General features: G+C 35.1%; 19 protein-coding genes and 1 tRNA gene. 6 read left to right on the forward strand and 14 right to left on the reverse strand.

Features of this window, described 5'->3' with window-relative positions; all coding sequences use genetic code 11:
* From smpB to F3G75_RS01955, 6 genes are all read left to right on the forward strand, one after another.
* On the forward strand, nucleotides 1-453 hold the full coding sequence (gene smpB, locus F3G75_RS01930) for an SsrA-binding protein SmpB (protein ID WP_035170093.1): 453 nt from the start codon (nucleotides 1-3) through the stop codon (nucleotides 451-453).
* 8 nt (nucleotides 454-461) lie between these two features.
* Nucleotides 462-1,058, forward strand: a complete 597-nt coding sequence (locus tag F3G75_RS01935; RefSeq protein ID WP_149716359.1) for a thioredoxin domain-containing protein — start codon at nucleotides 462-464, stop codon at nucleotides 1,056-1,058.
* A gap of 62 nt (nucleotides 1,059-1,120) precedes the next feature.
* Nucleotides 1,121-1,555, forward strand: a complete 435-nt coding sequence (gene flgB / locus F3G75_RS01940; protein ID WP_084040658.1) for a flagellar basal body rod protein FlgB — start codon at nucleotides 1,121-1,123, stop codon at nucleotides 1,553-1,555.
* Between the two features lie 8 nt (nucleotides 1,556-1,563).
* Nucleotides 1,564-2,064, forward strand: a complete 501-nt coding sequence (gene flgC / locus F3G75_RS01945; RefSeq protein WP_149716360.1) for a flagellar basal body rod protein FlgC — start codon at nucleotides 1,564-1,566, stop codon at nucleotides 2,062-2,064.
* Nucleotides 2,064-2,357 (forward strand): flagellar hook-basal body complex protein FliE, encoded by a 294-nt coding sequence (gene fliE, locus F3G75_RS01950; protein WP_002941937.1) that lies wholly within the window; start codon nucleotides 2,064-2,066, stop codon nucleotides 2,355-2,357. Before flgC ends, fliE begins: the two co-directional genes overlap by 1 nt.
* Before the next feature lie 7 nt (nucleotides 2,358-2,364).
* Nucleotides 2,365-4,197 (forward strand): peptidoglycan D,D-transpeptidase FtsI family protein, encoded by a 1,833-nt coding sequence (locus F3G75_RS01955; RefSeq protein ID WP_149716361.1) that lies wholly within the window; start codon nucleotides 2,365-2,367, stop codon nucleotides 4,195-4,197.
* A 112-nt stretch (nucleotides 4,198-4,309) separates the two neighbouring features.
* On the opposite strand, the gene F3G75_RS01960 is transcribed toward F3G75_RS01955, so the two are convergent.
* From F3G75_RS01960 to F3G75_RS02025, 14 genes are all read right to left on the reverse strand, one after another.
* Complete coding sequence (locus F3G75_RS01960; protein ID WP_223154371.1) at nucleotides 4,310-4,810, reverse strand: hypothetical protein; 501 nt, start codon at nucleotides 4,808-4,810, stop codon at nucleotides 4,310-4,312.
* A 52-nt stretch (nucleotides 4,811-4,862) separates the two neighbouring features.
* Nucleotides 4,863-5,294 carry a fatty-acid--CoA ligase gene (locus tag F3G75_RS01965; protein WP_149716362.1) on the reverse strand — a complete coding sequence of 144 codons (432 nt, stop codon included), beginning with the start codon at nucleotides 5,292-5,294 and terminating at the stop codon, nucleotides 4,863-4,865.
* Nucleotides 5,295-8,390 carry a cytochrome c biogenesis protein CcsA gene (locus F3G75_RS01970; RefSeq protein WP_149716363.1) on the reverse strand — a complete coding sequence of 1,032 codons (3,096 nt, stop codon included), beginning with the start codon at nucleotides 8,388-8,390 and terminating at the stop codon, nucleotides 5,295-5,297.
* 45 nt (nucleotides 8,391-8,435) lie between these two features.
* Nucleotides 8,436-8,993 (reverse strand): c-type cytochrome, encoded by a 558-nt coding sequence (locus F3G75_RS01975; RefSeq protein ID WP_149716364.1) that lies wholly within the window; start codon nucleotides 8,991-8,993, stop codon nucleotides 8,436-8,438.
* 92 nt (nucleotides 8,994-9,085) lie between these two features.
* Nucleotides 9,086-10,291, reverse strand: coding sequence for a major outer membrane protein (locus F3G75_RS01980; RefSeq protein ID WP_149716365.1), 1,206 nt, complete (start codon nucleotides 10,289-10,291; stop codon nucleotides 9,086-9,088).
* A gap of 253 nt (nucleotides 10,292-10,544) precedes the next feature.
* On the reverse strand, nucleotides 10,545-10,982 hold the full coding sequence (locus F3G75_RS01985; protein ID WP_149716366.1) for a hypothetical protein: 438 nt from the start codon (nucleotides 10,980-10,982) through the stop codon (nucleotides 10,545-10,547).
* Nucleotides 10,983-11,115: 133 nt separating this feature from the next.
* Complete coding sequence (locus tag F3G75_RS01990) at nucleotides 11,116-11,703, reverse strand: hydrogenase-4 component G (RefSeq protein ID WP_149716367.1); 588 nt, start codon at nucleotides 11,701-11,703, stop codon at nucleotides 11,116-11,118.
* Between the two features lie 83 nt (nucleotides 11,704-11,786).
* On the reverse strand, nucleotides 11,787-12,221 hold the full coding sequence (locus tag F3G75_RS01995) for a Dps family protein (protein ID WP_021090517.1): 435 nt from the start codon (nucleotides 12,219-12,221) through the stop codon (nucleotides 11,787-11,789).
* 151 nt (nucleotides 12,222-12,372) lie between these two features.
* Nucleotides 12,373-12,750 carry a rhodanese-like domain-containing protein gene (locus tag F3G75_RS02000; RefSeq protein WP_149716368.1) on the reverse strand — a complete coding sequence of 126 codons (378 nt, stop codon included), beginning with the start codon at nucleotides 12,748-12,750 and terminating at the stop codon, nucleotides 12,373-12,375.
* A gap of 404 nt (nucleotides 12,751-13,154) precedes the next feature.
* Nucleotides 13,155-13,231 (reverse strand) — tRNA-Arg (locus tag F3G75_RS02005).
* Nucleotides 13,232-13,308: 77 nt separating this feature from the next.
* The gene (gene fusA, locus F3G75_RS02010; RefSeq protein WP_103624494.1) at nucleotides 13,309-15,387 is read right to left on the reverse strand and encodes an elongation factor G; all 2,079 of its coding nucleotides are present in this window, start codon (nucleotides 15,385-15,387) and stop codon (nucleotides 13,309-13,311) included.
* A gap of 12 nt (nucleotides 15,388-15,399) precedes the next feature.
* Nucleotides 15,400-15,870: a 30S ribosomal protein S7 gene (rpsG, locus tag F3G75_RS02015; protein WP_149716369.1), complete on the reverse strand. Its 471-nt coding sequence runs from the start codon at nucleotides 15,868-15,870 to the stop codon at nucleotides 15,400-15,402.
* A gap of 78 nt (nucleotides 15,871-15,948) precedes the next feature.
* Nucleotides 15,949-16,347 carry a 30S ribosomal protein S12 gene (gene rpsL, locus F3G75_RS02020; RefSeq protein WP_021090705.1) on the reverse strand — a complete coding sequence of 133 codons (399 nt, stop codon included), beginning with the start codon at nucleotides 16,345-16,347 and terminating at the stop codon, nucleotides 15,949-15,951.
* Nucleotides 16,348-16,478: 131 nt separating this feature from the next.
* Complete coding sequence (locus tag F3G75_RS02025) at nucleotides 16,479-16,868, reverse strand: DoxX family protein (protein ID WP_149716370.1); 390 nt, start codon at nucleotides 16,866-16,868, stop codon at nucleotides 16,479-16,481.
* Nucleotides 16,869-16,888 lie beyond the last annotated feature (20 nt).

The raw sequence follows: 16,888 nt of genomic DNA on the forward strand, positions 1-16,888 counted from the left end.
ATAAAAGATCTAGCAAAAAACAAAAAAGCTTTGCATGACTTTAGCATACTTGAAACCTTTGAGGCTGGCATCGTTTTAAAAGGCAGCGAGGTCAAGGCTCTAAGGGCTGGTAGAGCAAATCTAAAAGATAGCTTTGTGCGCGTCATAAAGGGCGAGCTTTTCTTACTAAACGCCCATATCAGCTATCTTGAGACTACGCATAGCGCATTTCGTCCAAATGAGCGAGCAGCTAGAAAACTTTTGATGCATAGAAAGCAGATCGATAAAATTTTTGGTCAAGTCTCGCAAGATGGACTAGCACTAGTTGTTTTGGCACTTTATCTAAGCGATAAAAACATCGTAAAAGCAAGACTAGCCCTTGCAAAAGGTAAAAATTTACACGACAAGCGTGAGACTTTAAAAAGACGCGAGGCAGACAAAGAGGCAAGAGCTGCCATAAAAAGATACGTTTAAGGGATGAGATGAAGAATTTGCTTGTTTTAATAATCACTTTATTTACTTTTTTTGGTTGCGGCGATGATGAGAGCAGCAGCGTAAATTTTAAAGAATTTAGCCCAAATGAAGAGGTTAAGCTTATAGACGTAAGCGGCAAGGAGCTTATTTTAGTTCGAAAAAATCATGGCTTTGCTATCAAAAATGATGAAAATAAGGTTTTAATGATCGATATTTTTGGTACATTTTGCCCGCCTTGTCAAAAAGAGGCAGCTGAGCTTACAAAATACCAGCTTGAAAACAAAGATAAATTTACACTAATTGGACTAACTCATTTTGAAAATGTCACAAATGAGTATGTTTTGCACGAATTTATGCAAAAATTTAACGCCTATTATTTCATAACAAACGATCAAAAGATAAATGACAGACTTGCCGAGCAAATCGTAAGAGATATCGAATATAAACACGAGATCGCACTACCTTTTAAAGTAGTGATAAAAAATGGCGAATATCAAGTTTTAACAGACGTTGATAGCGGAAAATACGGAGTTAAGTATTATCTAGGTGGCACAAAAGTCACTAAAATGAAAGAAGATCTGGCAAAAATTTATGAGACAAAATAAATTTGCATTGTATTTGGAACATCGTTTGCTTATAAAAATGTGAAATTTCATAAGGATTTTAAATGTTTGTTTTAGATAAATCAAAATCTAGCCCACTTGTTGAATCAGCTCTTGCAGGCAGAGAACTACGCCAAAAACTAATCTCTGGTAATCTTGCAAACGTTGATACACCATTTTATAAAGCTAGAGATATAAGATTTGAAGATGTTTTAAAAGAAAAAGCAAATGAAATTTATAACACTTCAAGCCAAAAAAAACTACAACTTGCTAAGACAAACGAAGCACATATGGCTGCAGTTGATTTTCCAAAAAGTGACACAGCTCAAATTTTCTTGCGTGACGGTCACATGGCTAGAAATGACGCAAATACAGTCGATCTTGACGTCGAGACAACAGAAATGGGTAAAAACACAGTTATGATCAATGCCCTTGATAGTGCTTATAAGGCACAGGGGAATATCTTTAAAAGCGTAATAGACGCAAGTGCTAAGAACTAGGAGAGATGATGTCATACTTAAATGATTTTGATATTAGTGGATACGGACTAAGTGCGCAACGCTTCAGGATGAACGTCATCAGCTCAAACATAGCAAATGCTCAAACCACAAGAACGGCTGAAGGTGGCCCTTATAGAAGGCAAGAGGTCATCTTTAAAGAGATGAATTTTGATAAAATTTTAAACGATCAGCTTAAAAGCTCACAAAGTCTACTCGAGTATGAAAATCCACTCGACGACCCAAGCTCACCAAGAAACGCTCACCCTGCTCTAACTAGCGTGATCGTAGATAAAGTGGTGCGTGACGATAAGGACTTTCAGCTAAAATATGACCCGAGCCACCCAGACGCAAATGCAAATGGCTACGTCGCATTTCCAAATATAAATCCAGTCATCGAGATGGCTGACTTGCTCGAGGCGACAAGGGCTTATCAAGCAAATGTAGCGTCATTTCAAAACGCAAAAACAATAGCACAAAGTGCGATATCACTTATTTCAGGACAAGCATAATGATAAATAGTATAAATTTAGATAAGTTAAATAAAAACGAAAATTCAAACAAAATAGCAAAAGCAGGCGAAGAAGGCGGCTTTGAAAACGCATTAAACGACTCTTTAAAAGAGCTAAACAAGGTTCAAATCAATGCTGATAAAGCCATCGCTGATCTTGCAACTGGCGAAGTAAAAGACTTGCACCAAGCAGCTATCGCGATAGGCAAAGCAGAGACTAGCATGAAGCTTATGCTAGAAATTCGCAACAAAGCACTAAGTGCTTATAAAGAAATTTCTAGAACACAAATTTAAGTCATTAATGAATTCCAGAAAATCAAAAATAACCATACTTTTTTTATTAATTACTTTTGGAATTTCAATATTCGTACTTGTCATATTTTATAGAGCAAGCATCGAGCGAAAGCTTCCTAGGCTTCAAACAAGCGATATAAACACAGCAATTCGTGGCAATATAATCACAAAAGATGGCTTTAGCATCTCTTCAAGCCAAAAGCTCTACAAAGTGATGCTTGATACTAGAAACATCGATCCTAATAAAAAAGAGATGTTTATCAAACTATATTCGCTTTACAGCGGCGATGATCCAAACAAAGTAAGAAAGATCATAAATGATACAAAAGGCATCGTTACACTCTCATATAGTATTGATGCAAAGGGTGCTACCTACCTTCAAGAGCTCTCAAGAAAGCTAAATCGCAAGAGTATTTTGGTTTCATATCTTGACCCAAAAACAGGCCTTGCTTCATTTCAGGGCATGAGAGTAATGGAGAGCGGCCAAAATCGTAAATTTATGTCAAAGGATGCCCTCACACCAGCTATTGGCTACGTGAGCAAAACTGAAAGTGACGCGCTTACAAAAAGCAAAGGTGTAAAAGGTCTTGAGAGATATTATGAAGATTATTTAGCCCCTATACAAAATGCAAAAATTTTAGGGCCTCGTGATATTGGAAATAATATCATTTTAACAAGTGACTCGAATTTAGCAACAAGAGTAGATGGCTACAATGCGATGCTCTCTATACCATTAAAATTTCAAACAAAACTAGAGCAAATTTTAGATGAAAAGCGTGAATTTCTAGATGCAAAAGAGCTAGTCATATGCATAATGAATAGCAAAAATGGAGAAATTTTAGCCCTAGCTTCTAGCTCAAGATATGATCCTTCAAACATAAGAAAGCAAGATTATAGCGCTCTAAATTCGACCGTTAGCGAATATGCTTATGAAGTTGGCTCGGTTTTTAAGCCATTTATATTTTCTATCTTACTTCAAGAGAAGAAAGTAAATCCATTCGAGCTTGTAAATACCTATAATGGCCGATACCAACTTGGCAAAAGGATAATCAAAGATACCCATCCAGAGCCTTTTATGAGTGCTGAAGATATAATCGTGCACAGTTCAAACATTGGCATGATTCAGCTTGTTGAACGTTTAAATGGGCCACAAATTTATCAAGGACTTTTAAATTTTGGCTTTTCAAGAAAAACAGGCATAGATCTACCTTACGAGCAAGTAGGTATGATGCCAACAGTTACAAAGCTAAACTCATCGACATATAAGGCGACTGTGAGCTACGGATACGGCTTGCAAGCTACATTTATGCAGCTTTTAAAAGCCTATAATACATTTAATAATAAAGGCATTGAAGTTACTCCTCACATGGTTGCCTACTTAGAGAGAAATGGAAAAAGATACGATTTGCCAAAGTCCGAGCCAGCTCAAGTTATATCACAAGAAACCGCAAAGATAATGAAGAGAATTTTAATAAAAACGGTTGAAAAAGGTACTGGACTAAAAGCCTTTACGCCAGGACTTGAGATAGGTGGCAAGACTGGAACTGCACACATTGCTTCAGGTAGTGGTGGATACAGCAACACCTACAATGGCTCATTTTTTGGCTTTGTGAACGACACAAGAGGTAATAGCTACACAATAGGCGTTTTAGCAAGGGATCCTAAAAGACCTTACTACTACTTCGGCGCTCAAAGTGCCTTGCCTATGTTTAAAAAGGCAGTTGATCTGATGGTTGAGGATGGATATTTATTTCCTGATGCAAATGTAATAGCTGAGTTTGAAGCCAAAAAAGATAAGCTTAAAAATGATAAGACAAAACAAAAGCCTGCTTTGGACTAAAATTTTAAAGATAAGAAAGATATAAAAACTAAGCAAAAGCTAAATATGAAAATTTCTCTTGCTTTTTGGCATTTTCTCTAATTGCAAAACCTTTAATGCCATTAAAATACTTTTAGTTTCTAATAGCAATTAAATTATAAATAGAAAATCTAAACTGATCGAAAAGATTTAAGCCCTTAATATTTTTAGAGGTTATCCCTTCGTCATCTTTGTAATTTTTTCCACCTAAAAAGAGTAGATAAACAAGCGGGGTAACATAATTAAATCTTAAAAAAAGCGCTACGATACAATGAAAAAAGCCGTAGTTATATCTGATACAAACATAAAAACCATAAATTATATAAGCTATCATTAGAATCAAAAAAGCATAGAAAACAAAGCTTAAACCAGTATAATCTGAAATATTTAAAAAGCTACAAACTAAAATAAAAGCACTTACCAAAGTAGGTAATATAATGATTGGAAAAATTAGATGAAGTCCGATTAGATCAAATTTACTCGCATAAACCTTTATATTATATCTACCTGCAGGAATTATCAAAAATATAGGCAATACGATTAAAAAGAAAATAAGAAATATCACGTACATAGAATCAATATCATAAGAACTCATTTTATACCAAACTTAATTTTAAGATATTTTAACTACACTTTTTTGAATAAATTTATCTACGATTTTTGCGATTTTCTATGCCAATTTTTTCACTCTCTTCTATTTCGACAATGTAGCTTGGGTTTTTCTTTTTAGCTTCTTTGTCCAAAAAACTAATGAGCTTCGCATCAGAATTTTTATGAGAGCAGATTAAAATTATGAAATTTATATAGTTATTTGCTTCTTTTGGCATGATTTGGTTATTTTTGGCTGGTATACTAAAATTTCCTACAAAGATTTGAATAAGTTCGAAAAGCTCGTTTTTACTTAAACTATTATCACCCGCAAGCTTTTCAAGCTTTTCGATCGTTATCTCTTCTTTTTCTAATGCAAGTTCCTTTGTTTCGGTGCTATAATCTCTATTTCTTAAAAGTATATAGATTAACGCACAAATTGCAATTAATAGCAATACAATAAAGAAAACTATTAGACCTTTTATTAGCATCTAAAGCCTTGAGCAAAGTGATCGCTTTGTAAATGCTAAAACACTCATAAGCACCATTATCACGATACTAATCCAGACAAAATCAGGCACTGGCAATGGATCGCCAGCTGCATACGAGTGCATGCCAGCTAAATAAAAATTTACACCAAAATAAGTCATAATAATCGACCAATAAGCAAAAAATGAAGCCACTGCAAACGCATACTGGTTGTTTAGTTTTGGGATAAATCTTATATGAAGAACTGCGGCATAAACAAGTATCGAAACTAGCGCCCAAGTCTCCTTGCTGTCCCAGCCCCAATATCTGCCCCAACTCTCGTTCGCCCAAACACCGCCTAGGAAATTTCCAAGAGTAAGCAAGCTAAGTCCTAGTATCATAGCCATCTCATTTATACGGGTAGCTTCGAGGATATTGCGAGAAATTTCTGGATTTGGCTTTTTCTTATTTTGTAAAATGATAAGCAATAGTGTAAAGCCACCAAGTAACGCGCAAAGCCCTAAAAATCCATAACTTGCAGTAATGACAGAAACATGTATTGTTAGCCAGTAGCTTTGAAGCACTGGTACAAGTGTAGTGATCTGTGGATCCATCCAGCTAAGGTGCGCAACAAACAATGTAACACCAGCCAATATTGACGTAAGAGCAAGAGCGATAGGGCTACGTTTTGCAAAGACGATACCAGAAAGTCCTAGAGCCCAAGCGATATAGACCATCGATTCATAAGCATTACTCCAAGGCGCATGCTCAGCAATGTACCAACGAAGTCCAAGTCCGACAGTATGAGCAAGAAAAGCTAGTAAATTTATAATGTATACAACTCTTACAATGCCATTTATCTGAACTTTTGGAGCTAGCATTTTGACAAAAACAAAAAATAAAAGCGCAAGGCCAGCCAAAAGATAAACCGGTGTCAATCGCTCAAAAATTTGAATTTTATTAAACAAAATTTCTATATTTATCTTTTCTTCACTTGGCATTACAGCAGAACCATACTTTTGCTGATAGGCTGAAATTTTATCAAGTGCAGCATCAGCCTTACTCCAATCATTATCTTTTGTTGCTGCATCAACTGCTGCAAAATACTCTCTCATCATATTAATGACTAGATCGGCCTCTTTAGGCGGAAAGTACATCATAGCACTAGCAGGCGAATACCAAGAGTTTGATGAGTCATCTTGTTTTGGAAAAATTTTAAAAATTTCACCAATAAATATCATATAAAAAACGTTCAATCTCTCGTCGATCTTTATCACATCTTTATCAAATGTATTGCGTGATCCAGGATGCTTACGATTAGCAATTTCGGCAAATTTTGTGAGTTTATATTCACTTCCGCCATCTTTTGTGGCTCTAAAAAAATCATTAAAACTTGCATATTTTGCATTTTCATCTATGCCAAGCTCTTTTTTTAGCTCCTTGCTTTGCCCAAGTGAGATAATTTTTTCATTTCGCCAAAAATCAGGCGTTACCATTATTGAAAGCATCGCTTGATTCGAGTTTAGGCTATTTATATTCTCGCTTCTATGTATTTTATTTAAAATTTCTTTGCTAAGAGTATCGAATGGCTTCATTCTACCATCTGAGCTTTGCACAATAAGCCTAGAAAGCTTTTGTGTGTGCTCTTTGCTGATATTAGGCAAAAAGTCTTCAGCCTTTAATGAGCTAGAATTTAAACTTAAAAGCATAATGGCAATGATAACAACAACCTTTTTACCGCCTTTTGTTGATTCATTGTCTATTAACTTAGCTAGCTTTCTAAAACGGCTACCAGGATTTACAACATTTAACACAAAGCCAAGTCCAAGCAAAAAGTAGCCGATATAAGTTGGTATCTTGCCTGGATCTTTATTTACAGAGAGAATGGTTCCTTTTTCATCTGTATCATATGAACTTTGGAAAAATCTATACCCATCATAGTCAAGCACATGATTCATATAAATTTTATAGTCAAGCCCCGACATGTTTGTATCATCTTTTACAATAACTTCACTTGAGTAGCTCATAGGCGAATTTGAACCAGGATATCTTTTAAGCTCAAAGTCTTTTAAGTATAGGCTAAACGGAAGTTTAACTTGCTGCGCACCCCATGAAGCGTTAAATTTTTGTCCAGCCACAGCTAAGCGTGAAGGCTCTGTTAAGTTATAAAAAATATGCATCTCTTTACTCTCGCCTTTATAATTTAATTCAGCTATCAAGGCGTTAAATTCGCTATCTTTTGTGCTAACTAGCTTTCTTAAAGCATGAGTTGAAACTAATCTTGGAGCAAAATTTATATTTGAAATAGTATAAAGACTGCCCATGCCAAAATCATTTACACTACCAGCTTTTAACTCAGTTTTTGAGCTATCGCTCATTGTAAATTTTGAAAGATCAGTATTTGAAGTAACTGTGAAATTTCCGTCCACTAATTTAAAAAGCACATATTTTTTACTCTCGTCTGGCTTAGCATTAAAGATAAAACTAATATCTGCAACTCTTGCTTCCTCTTCTTCCAATAAGAAAATTTCTTCGCTTTCACTCTCGTTTGAAACCACAAATTCCACTACTGGTTGCCCATTTTTATCATCCACAAACTTATAGCTTGCATTTGGCACAAATTCTTTAAATTTTAAATTAGCTTCATTATCTGCTATTTTTAGCTTTAGATCAAAACCTTTTTTTACATCAGAAAGTCCTAACGGCAAAGCAGCATTTATCTCTTCTCCATTATCGTTTAATGCGGTTAAATTTAAATAGGATATTTTTGTCGTAACGATATTTGACTGAGTTTTTTCTCTTATATGCATATCAGCCTCAAAGCCAAGATATCTTGTTATTCCAGCACCGATTAAGATAACGATAAAACCAAGGTGGAAGATAAGCGAAGGGAGTTTTTTAGGATCTATTAAGTTGTATCTAAAGATATTATAGGTCAAATTTATACCAAGAAGTAGTTGAATGAGAGCAAACCAGCTGGCACCATAAACATAGTACCATGCAGCTTCTGTACTAGTTTTACTTTCTATTATCGTAGCGGCTCCACTAGCTATGGCAAAGATTATCATCAAAATGATAGCTGAGCCCATACTTAAAAATAATGATTTTGGATTTAACATCTGCTTCCTTTTATTTATATTATGACAAAGCTATCAAAGTAAAACTTATCTTAAATAACTGCCTTGCTTTGTTTGAGTAGAGACTGGTTTGTTTTCATTTGCGTCTTGTTCAGCAAATGCATCTTTACCTTTTAGATAGGCAAGAATCGCACCAAGGTCATTATTTGAAAGAATTTTGGCTTGGTTTTGCATTACATTTTTACCGCTTCCACCAAAATTTGAGTCACTTCTATAAGAGATGATGCTATCTTCAATATCCTTAGCATCCATATTTTTTAGAGGCGTTGAACCAAATGGCCTTTTATCAGCATTCTCGCCATGACAGCTAGCACATTGCTTTTCATAAAGCTCCTTACCTAAAGAAACACTATATCTGCCCTTTCTATCAACGCCTAATTTTAAAATTCTATTATCTTTATAGCGTCTTGGATCTTCATCAACATAGACATTTACTTTTTCATTTCTATCATTAGCCTGCTTTTTTGCCATTTCAGCAAGTTCTTTACCAAACTCACCACGAGCTTCTATATAGTAGACTTGTGAAGCTGCAAAGGCATTTGCCACCAAAAAACACGCCAAAAAAGAAATTTTAATACTTTTCATAATTTTCCTTGAAATTTTGCTCTAAATTTAAAAATCCCGGATCAGATTGCTCCGACCCGGGATTATATCATAAGTTGATTAATGAGCTACGATTAGAATGAGTATTTAGCTTCAAATCTAAATTTGTCTTCTTTTTCCTTCACATCATTAGGTTTTTTATGAGTTTGGAAAGAATAGAATGAGCTAAATTTCAACTTCTTGCTATATTGATAAGCAAATCTTGGAACAAATTCTTCTATTTTCTCTTTTACATCTTGATTATTTGCTCCTGCAGTTTTTATATTGCCTTTTACATAATCCAAGCCAACTGTAAATTTATCAAATGCATATGCACTTGTTGCATAGAAGAAGTTACCTTTGCCTTCTGCATGTGTCCAGTCAAATACATCTTCGCCAACATCTATTAGGTCACCTTGGTCTTCAAATGAGAATGCTGAAATAGCTTTATCTTGAGATTTCCAACCGATATAACCACCAGCCAAATCAAAGCCAAATAGTGAAGTTGAAAGTTCGCCAGCATAGAAGTTACCATCATTGTAGCCAAGCTTGCTTTTTGCACTAACGTCAGCTGTACTATTTACATAGTTAAGTCTTGCACCCAAAGAAACATCATCAGTAATAGCAAAATTTGCTGAAACATCAGCTGCAAGTAAGTCAGCTAAATTTGTTAAGCTAGCATACCATAGTTGGAAGTTAATAGGATCATATGAGCCAGCGATACCAGCTGCATATAAGTTACCTACGTCATAGCTCTTCGCAGCAATTTTTTCATGAAGTTCGCCATCAACCCATTCGTTCTCAATCGCATCAAATGCTAAAGCTGTAAGTGTAAGACCTTCGATATCTTTATTTACTATTCTTATACCTGTACCAACCGCATCATCAGTAAAGTATGAACCAATAGCTTGTTTACCGGCTGTGATAGTAGTACCACCTACGTTGTAGCCTAGGTAAAATTGATGAACATTAAATTTTTCAGTTGTATTTGTTGTATCTGTTCCAGCTGCATTATCGCCTGAACCATCATTAGCAGTGTATCTTAGGCCGATAACACCAAAAAAGTTATCATCAATAGCGGCTTTAAAGTTTGTAACCATTCTAAATTGATGATTAGCTTTACTTTTTTTTACAACATCACTTTGATCTGTATCTTTATTGTGAGTATTTGTATATCTATATCTTGCAAATCCTGAAAGATCTACATTTTTTATAGCTTCTTCAAGTGGGGTAGCACTTGCTACGCTTGAAAATGCACCTAAAGCAACCAAAGCGGCTAAACTAATTTTTGTTAGTTTCATTTTTTCTCCTTTTAAGGTTTTGTGCTGACGATTATAATCAATAAAATTTAATATGAAGCTTAAAATTTTTAATTTCAGTTACCGATCGTTTACCTGTTTTGACAAAAAAGAGGTATATTTTGATGATTTAACCTTAAAAACAATCTCTAAAAAATGGAGTAAAAGAAAAAGGGGCTGTTGCTTTGCCCCTTAAAAGGAGTTCTAGTTTTGATTGCTGTTGAAATTATATAAGCAAGCAGTAAATCAACGGTAATTAAAAAGAAATTTTTTCCTCTTTTGGCACTTCGATATTTGTTTTTACATTTTTTCTTTTAATAATTACATCATTTTGCGGCTTTTTTATACCATTATATAAGCCACGAGAGCCGCCCTCTTTTATAAGAAGCATATCTATAAGTTTATCTGCATAAAAGGTCGCATAGACCAAGTCACCTTTATCATAATAGTATCTATTTGCACAAAAATTTGCTTTATTGAGTTTGTGATTTTTTGTATCGCTCGCCACTATTTCATAGCAGTATTTTGAATCTTTATATGTAACCTCTTTTATAAAACCTTTGATCGAGCTTTTCACTGGTGTATTTTGCATGACCTGTCTTGGCTGTTTTCGCACTGGTGGATTGTCCTCAAAAAATGAGCAACCCAAAAACATGATAGCAGTTGCCAGTGGAAGTAAAATTTTAGCTTTCATCTCTTCTCCTTAGTGTAAAACGGCAAAGTATAACTTTTAAGATTAAATAAATTTTGTGGGAAATTAAAGGCTTGTATTTAAATTTATATACACGATCATACAAATTTATCTTAGGCGAGCCTACCTAAGATAGTTAAGCTGAAACATTTAAAACGTTGCCGCCAAGCTCGGCGATCTTTTTATCAAGTGTCTCAAGGGTCTTTTCAATAGTCTTTTGAGAAATTTCAGGAAGCTCACCTCCCCAAATTTTCTTCGCATCCTCAAAGCCCTTTGCCACACCCTCTCTACCAGCTTTTAGTTTTTCCACGTCATCACCTGCACCATTTAACACAAAGCTAGCTATCCTATCAGCCGTATTTGTGACACCAAAAAATCCATTCTCGCTAATAAGATCATTTGCCTCGTCACTACTTAGCTCATTTAAGGATTTACCGTTATAGCCGATACTTGCAAAATCAAGTCCTGATAAAATTTCTGATAAATTTTTAGGCACATTAAAGCTTAAGCCACCTTGAGCTAATAAATTTGAACTACTACTTTTAACGATCTCTTTTTGATACTGCAAAAAGTAGCTATTTGAAATGTCTTTGGCCGTTAAATTTGTAATTTCTGACTCTTTTTTAGAGATATCCTTTTCATCTTTATGAAGCGAAATTTCTGATTTTACATTTTCTTTTAGGCTTGAATTATTATATGAGTTTGCGATTTGAGAAATTTTCATTTTGGCTCCCTTAAAATTTATAAAATCAATATCGCCAAAAAGCAGAATTTATTTAGATAGAGCGGGAAAACTCCCGCTAGTAGTTATTTGCTAAGTGTTGCGTTTAGCATCCAAATTGCTTTTTCAAATTTTGCGATTTGATCTTGTGCATACATTTGAGTTGTTGTATCGCCTTCTGCAAGCTCGTCAAGCTTTTTAAACTCACCCAAAAGGTGTTTATAATCAGCCAAGACAATCTCTAAAACCTCAGTTGGAGTGTAAATTTCTTTTGGCTCGTGTTTGATATGAGTAACTTTTGCTAGCTCCTCAGCCTTGACGATAGGTCTGCCACCAAGCATAAGAGCTCTCTCAGCTGCATCGTCAAATATCTCACTCATATCTTCATAAGCTTTTTCTGTGTATTCATGAACGCTAAAAAATTGAATACCTTTTACATTCCAGTGAAGGTCGTGAAATTTAATATAAAGTGCATTTGCATCAGCCTGAATAACATTTAACTGTAAAATAACTTTTGACATTTTGTCTCCTTCTTTATTGTAAATATGATGAAATTATATATAGCTAGAGTTAATCGGTAGTTAATCAAATAATAAATTTTATTATTTGATATAAAAATTTGACTACAAAATAAATTTATCTTGTAGTCAAATGTAGGATCACAAAATTTATCTATTTTTTATAAGGCGTAGTTTTATAGCCTTGTTCGATCAAGCTACTCATACCTCCATCTAAATTTATTATCTTAAGATCTGAGCTATCTATCACTGCGGCTGCTGCCGTACTTCTTCTGCCACTTCTGCAAACAAGAGCAATAGGTTTTTTGATATCAACTGCCTTTGAAAGCTCCTCCAAAAATGCACTCTTATCGTTTGGATTAAAAGTTATAGTCTTTGCACCTGCGATAACGCCAGTCTCTTGCCACTCAGATGGAGTTCTTATATCGATAATCTGATCATATTTTTTGATCTCATCTGGGCTTATGTTAACGGTTTTAACATCAGCTGACAACATGCAACAAACGGCTCCTAAAAGTAAAATTTTTTTCATCTATTCTCCTTAAATAAATTTTTGAAATGTTAGCACGGATTATTAAATATATAAAAATTTTTGTTGATAAAATTTATTAGTTTAGATAAAAATTAATAATATAATGTGTTGATAAAAAAGCTAAACCCACTACGAATGCATATATAGATAAACCAAAAAATATAGCTGCTTACCATTACACATATTTTATAAAAATTTTTCTTTGATTTTAGTGATCTTATTTGCATATCACTTATGATCTTATTCTTAAAAGTTTATTCTTTTTATTTTTCCCTTAACCTGCGTTATGCCGATCTTTATAAGAATATTTTTTATAAATTGCTATATCTTATTATACGTTTTAGTATATTTTAAAAACACTTGTTTGAGCACTTTATATTTTACAAAAATGATTGCATGATGGATGGTGTCCCCAACAGGGTTCGAACCTGTGGCCTTAGAATTAGGAATTCTACGCTCTATCCAGCTGAGCTATGAGGACAATTCATATATTTTGTAGATAGACTTTATAAGAATTTAATTTTTAAAGGACAGATTACTCTGCCCTTCTTTGGTTAATTAGCCATTTCTTTTTTTAATGATCTCATCACTTACGTTTTTAGGAACTTCTTCGTAGTGATCGAATTCCATTGAATAAGTTGCACGGCCTTGAGTCATTGAGCGAAGATCTGTTGAATAGCCAAACATTTGAGCTAATGGGCAATAAGCTGCAATGATCTTCACACCATTTCTATCATCCATTGAATTTACTTGTCCACGGCGTTTATTAAGGTCGCCTATAACATCACCCATATACTCTTCTGGAGTTTCAACTTCAACCTTCATCATAGGCTCAAGAATAACAGCACCTGCTTTTCTAGCACCCTCCTTAAAGCCCATTGAAGCAGCAAGTTTAAATGCCATTTCAGATGAGTCAACTTCATGGTAGCTACCATCAAAAAGGGTAACTTTAACATCTTCGACTGGATAACCAGCAAGAACACCGCTTTGAAGTGCCTCTTTGCAACCTTTTTCAACAGCTGGAATATATTCTTTTGGAACAACACCACCTTTGATATCATTAACAAATTCAAATCCACTAGCAGCTGGAAGCGGCTCAATACGTAAAAATACGTGACCGTATTGACCACGACCGCCTGATTGTTTAGCATACTTATACTCTTGTTCAACTGTCTTACGAATAGTTTCACGATAAGCAACTTGTGGTTGTCCAACTTCAGCATCTACCTTAAATTCACGAAGCATACGATCAACAATGATCTCAAGGTGAAGTTCACCCATACCACTAATGATAGTTTGTCCGCTCTCTTCATCAGTGCTAACTCTAAAGCTTGGGTCTTCTTGAGCTAGTTTTTGAAGAGCGATCGCCATTTTTTCCTGGTCTGCCTTTGTCTTTGGCTCAACTGCAACACTAATAACTGGCTCAGGGAAGTCCATTCTTTCAAGGATAACCTTATCTTTTTCACTAGCTAGAGTATCACCTGTTAAAGTATTTTTTAGACCAACAACAGCGCCGATCTCACCAGCGAAAAGCTCAGTAATCTCTTCACGTTTATTTGAGTGCATTTTTAGCAAGCGACCGATTCTCTCTTTACTATCTTGAACGGTATTATAAGCATAGCTACCACTTTCCAAGCTTCCTCTATAAACACGAATAAATGTTAGCTGTCCAACAAATGGGTCAGTCATAATCTTAAATGCAAGAGCTGCAAATTCACCATTATCAGTGCTTTCAACAGTTACTTCAGTGCCATCTTCATATACGCCCTTAATAGCTTCAATTTCATCTGGAGCCGGCAAGTAATCAACAACAGCATCAAGTAGAGGTTGAATTCCTTTGTTTTTAAACGCAGTTCCACAAAGCATAGGTGTGATAGTCATTCTCAAGCAGCCTGCTTTTATACCTTTTTTGATCTCTTCTTCACTTAGATCTTCACCAGCAAAAAATTTCTCCATCAAGCTATCATCTGTCTCTGAAACTGCTTCGATTAGTTTCGCACGATATTCTTCTGCTTTATCTTTAACTTCAGCTGGAATTTCTTCTTCAACATAGTCAGTTGGTTTTTTCTCATCATTCCAAACATAAGCTTTCATTCTTACAAGGTCAACCACACCTCTAAAGTTATCCTCAGCACCTATAGGAATTTGAATAGGTATCGGGTTTGCTTTTAGTCTTTCCCTAATCTGCTCTTCAACTCTAAAGAAATTTGCGCCGATTCTATCCATTTTATTAACAAAAACGATTCTTGGTACGTGATATTTATTTGCTTGTCTCCAAACGGTTTCTGATTGTGGTTGAACACCACCAACAGAACAAAATACTGAAACAGCACCGTCAAGAACACGCATAGAACGCTCAACTTCGATAGTAAAGTCAACGTGTCCCGGAGTGTCAATTAGGTTTATTTGATAACCCTTCCAAAATGCCGTAGTTGCAGCCGAAGTAATAGTAATACCACGCTCTTTTTCTTGTTCCATCCAGTCCATGGTAGCAGCACCATCATGAACCTCACCTATTTTATGGCTCATGCCAGTAAAGAATAAAATTCTCTCACTAGTAGTTGTCTTTCCAGCATCAATGTGAGCCGCAATACCGATATTTCTTACCTTATGTAAAGGCGTTTTTCTCTCTGCCATATTAATTCTTTCTTACCAGCGGTAGTGAGCAAATGCTTTATTAGCCTCTGCCATCTTGTAAGTATCTTCCTTCTTCTTGAAAGATGCACCTTTTGAGTTTGCCGCATCTAAGAGCTCATTTGCTAGTTTATCTATCATAGTTCTTTCGCTTCTTTTTCTGGCGTAAGTTATAAGCCAGCGGATAGCAAGAGCTTGTTGGCGAGCTGGGCGAACCTCAACTGGTACTTGATAAGTAGCACCACCAACACGGCGTGATTTAACTTCTAAAATAGGTTTTACATTTTCAATAGCATCATTAAAAACGTCGATACCTTTAACCTCAACATTTTTCTTTTCTATGGCTTTAATAGCACCATACATTATCTCAGTAGCGACGCTTTTTTTGCCATCATACATAAGAGAATTAATAAATTTAGTGATTATTTTATTTCCGTAAATCGGATCAGGTAAGACTTCCCTTACAGGGGCTTTTCTTCTTCTCATTTTGATCTTTCCTTCAAATTTTTATGAAATTTTACTCAAACGTTTGCAAATTTTAGCAACGTCTGCGAACCTAAATTTTTACTTTTTTGTTGCAGCTGCAGCGCCAGCTTTAGGGCGTTTTGCACCATATTTAGAACGAGAAACTGTTCTTTTTGCAACACCAGCAGTATCAAGCGCACCACGAACGATGTGATATTTAACACCTGGTAAGTCTTTAACCCTACCGCCGCGAACTAAAACGATACTGTGTTCTTGTAGGTTATGACCTTCGCCACCGATATAGCTGATGACTTCAAAACCGCTTGTTAGCCTAACTTTGGCAACTTTCCTCAAAGCTGAGTTTGGTTTTTTAGGAGTTGTAGTATAAACCCTAGTGCAAACTCCTCTTCTTTGAGGGCACTCTTTTAACGCTGGAGATTTTGACTTAACAGTCACTTTCTTGCGTTCTTTTCTGACCAATTGATTTATGGTTGGCACAATAATTCCTTTCAACTAAATTTATTAAAAAGACCTAATTTTATTTAAAATAAACTTAAATAACGGTTAATAAGTTAGACTTACTCATATAATTCTTGATTTTATAAAAACTCTGCTGTCTTTATTTTGTATTAGTCTTGCTTGACAGCATATTTGCCGCTACCTATCAAAAGAATACAAAGTGAAATAGCAATATAAAGGTAAATAAGTTCTGATTTAAAACCATTAACTTCATTTAATGCAAATAAATTTGCAAATCCATAGTACGAGTATAAAATAGTAATACTAGTACCTAAAACTAGGATAGCGCCTACCCTTGAATAAAAACCAATAATTAACATAATTGGCGCTAAGACCTCTCCAAGGTAAGAAAAATATGCCAAAAATCCAGGCAAACCAGCATTTACTAATATACCTTTTACCTCACTAAGTCCATGTAAAATTTTACCAAAACCATGCATAAAAAGGCAGATACCAAGTCCTAAACGTATAAATAAAAGTCCAAGATCAATGTTTTTCATAAATTCTCCATGATGTGATT

This window comes from Campylobacter concisus (assembly GCF_902460705.1).
GTDB lineage: Bacteria > Campylobacterota > Campylobacteria > Campylobacterales > Campylobacteraceae > Campylobacter_A > Campylobacter_A concisus_Z.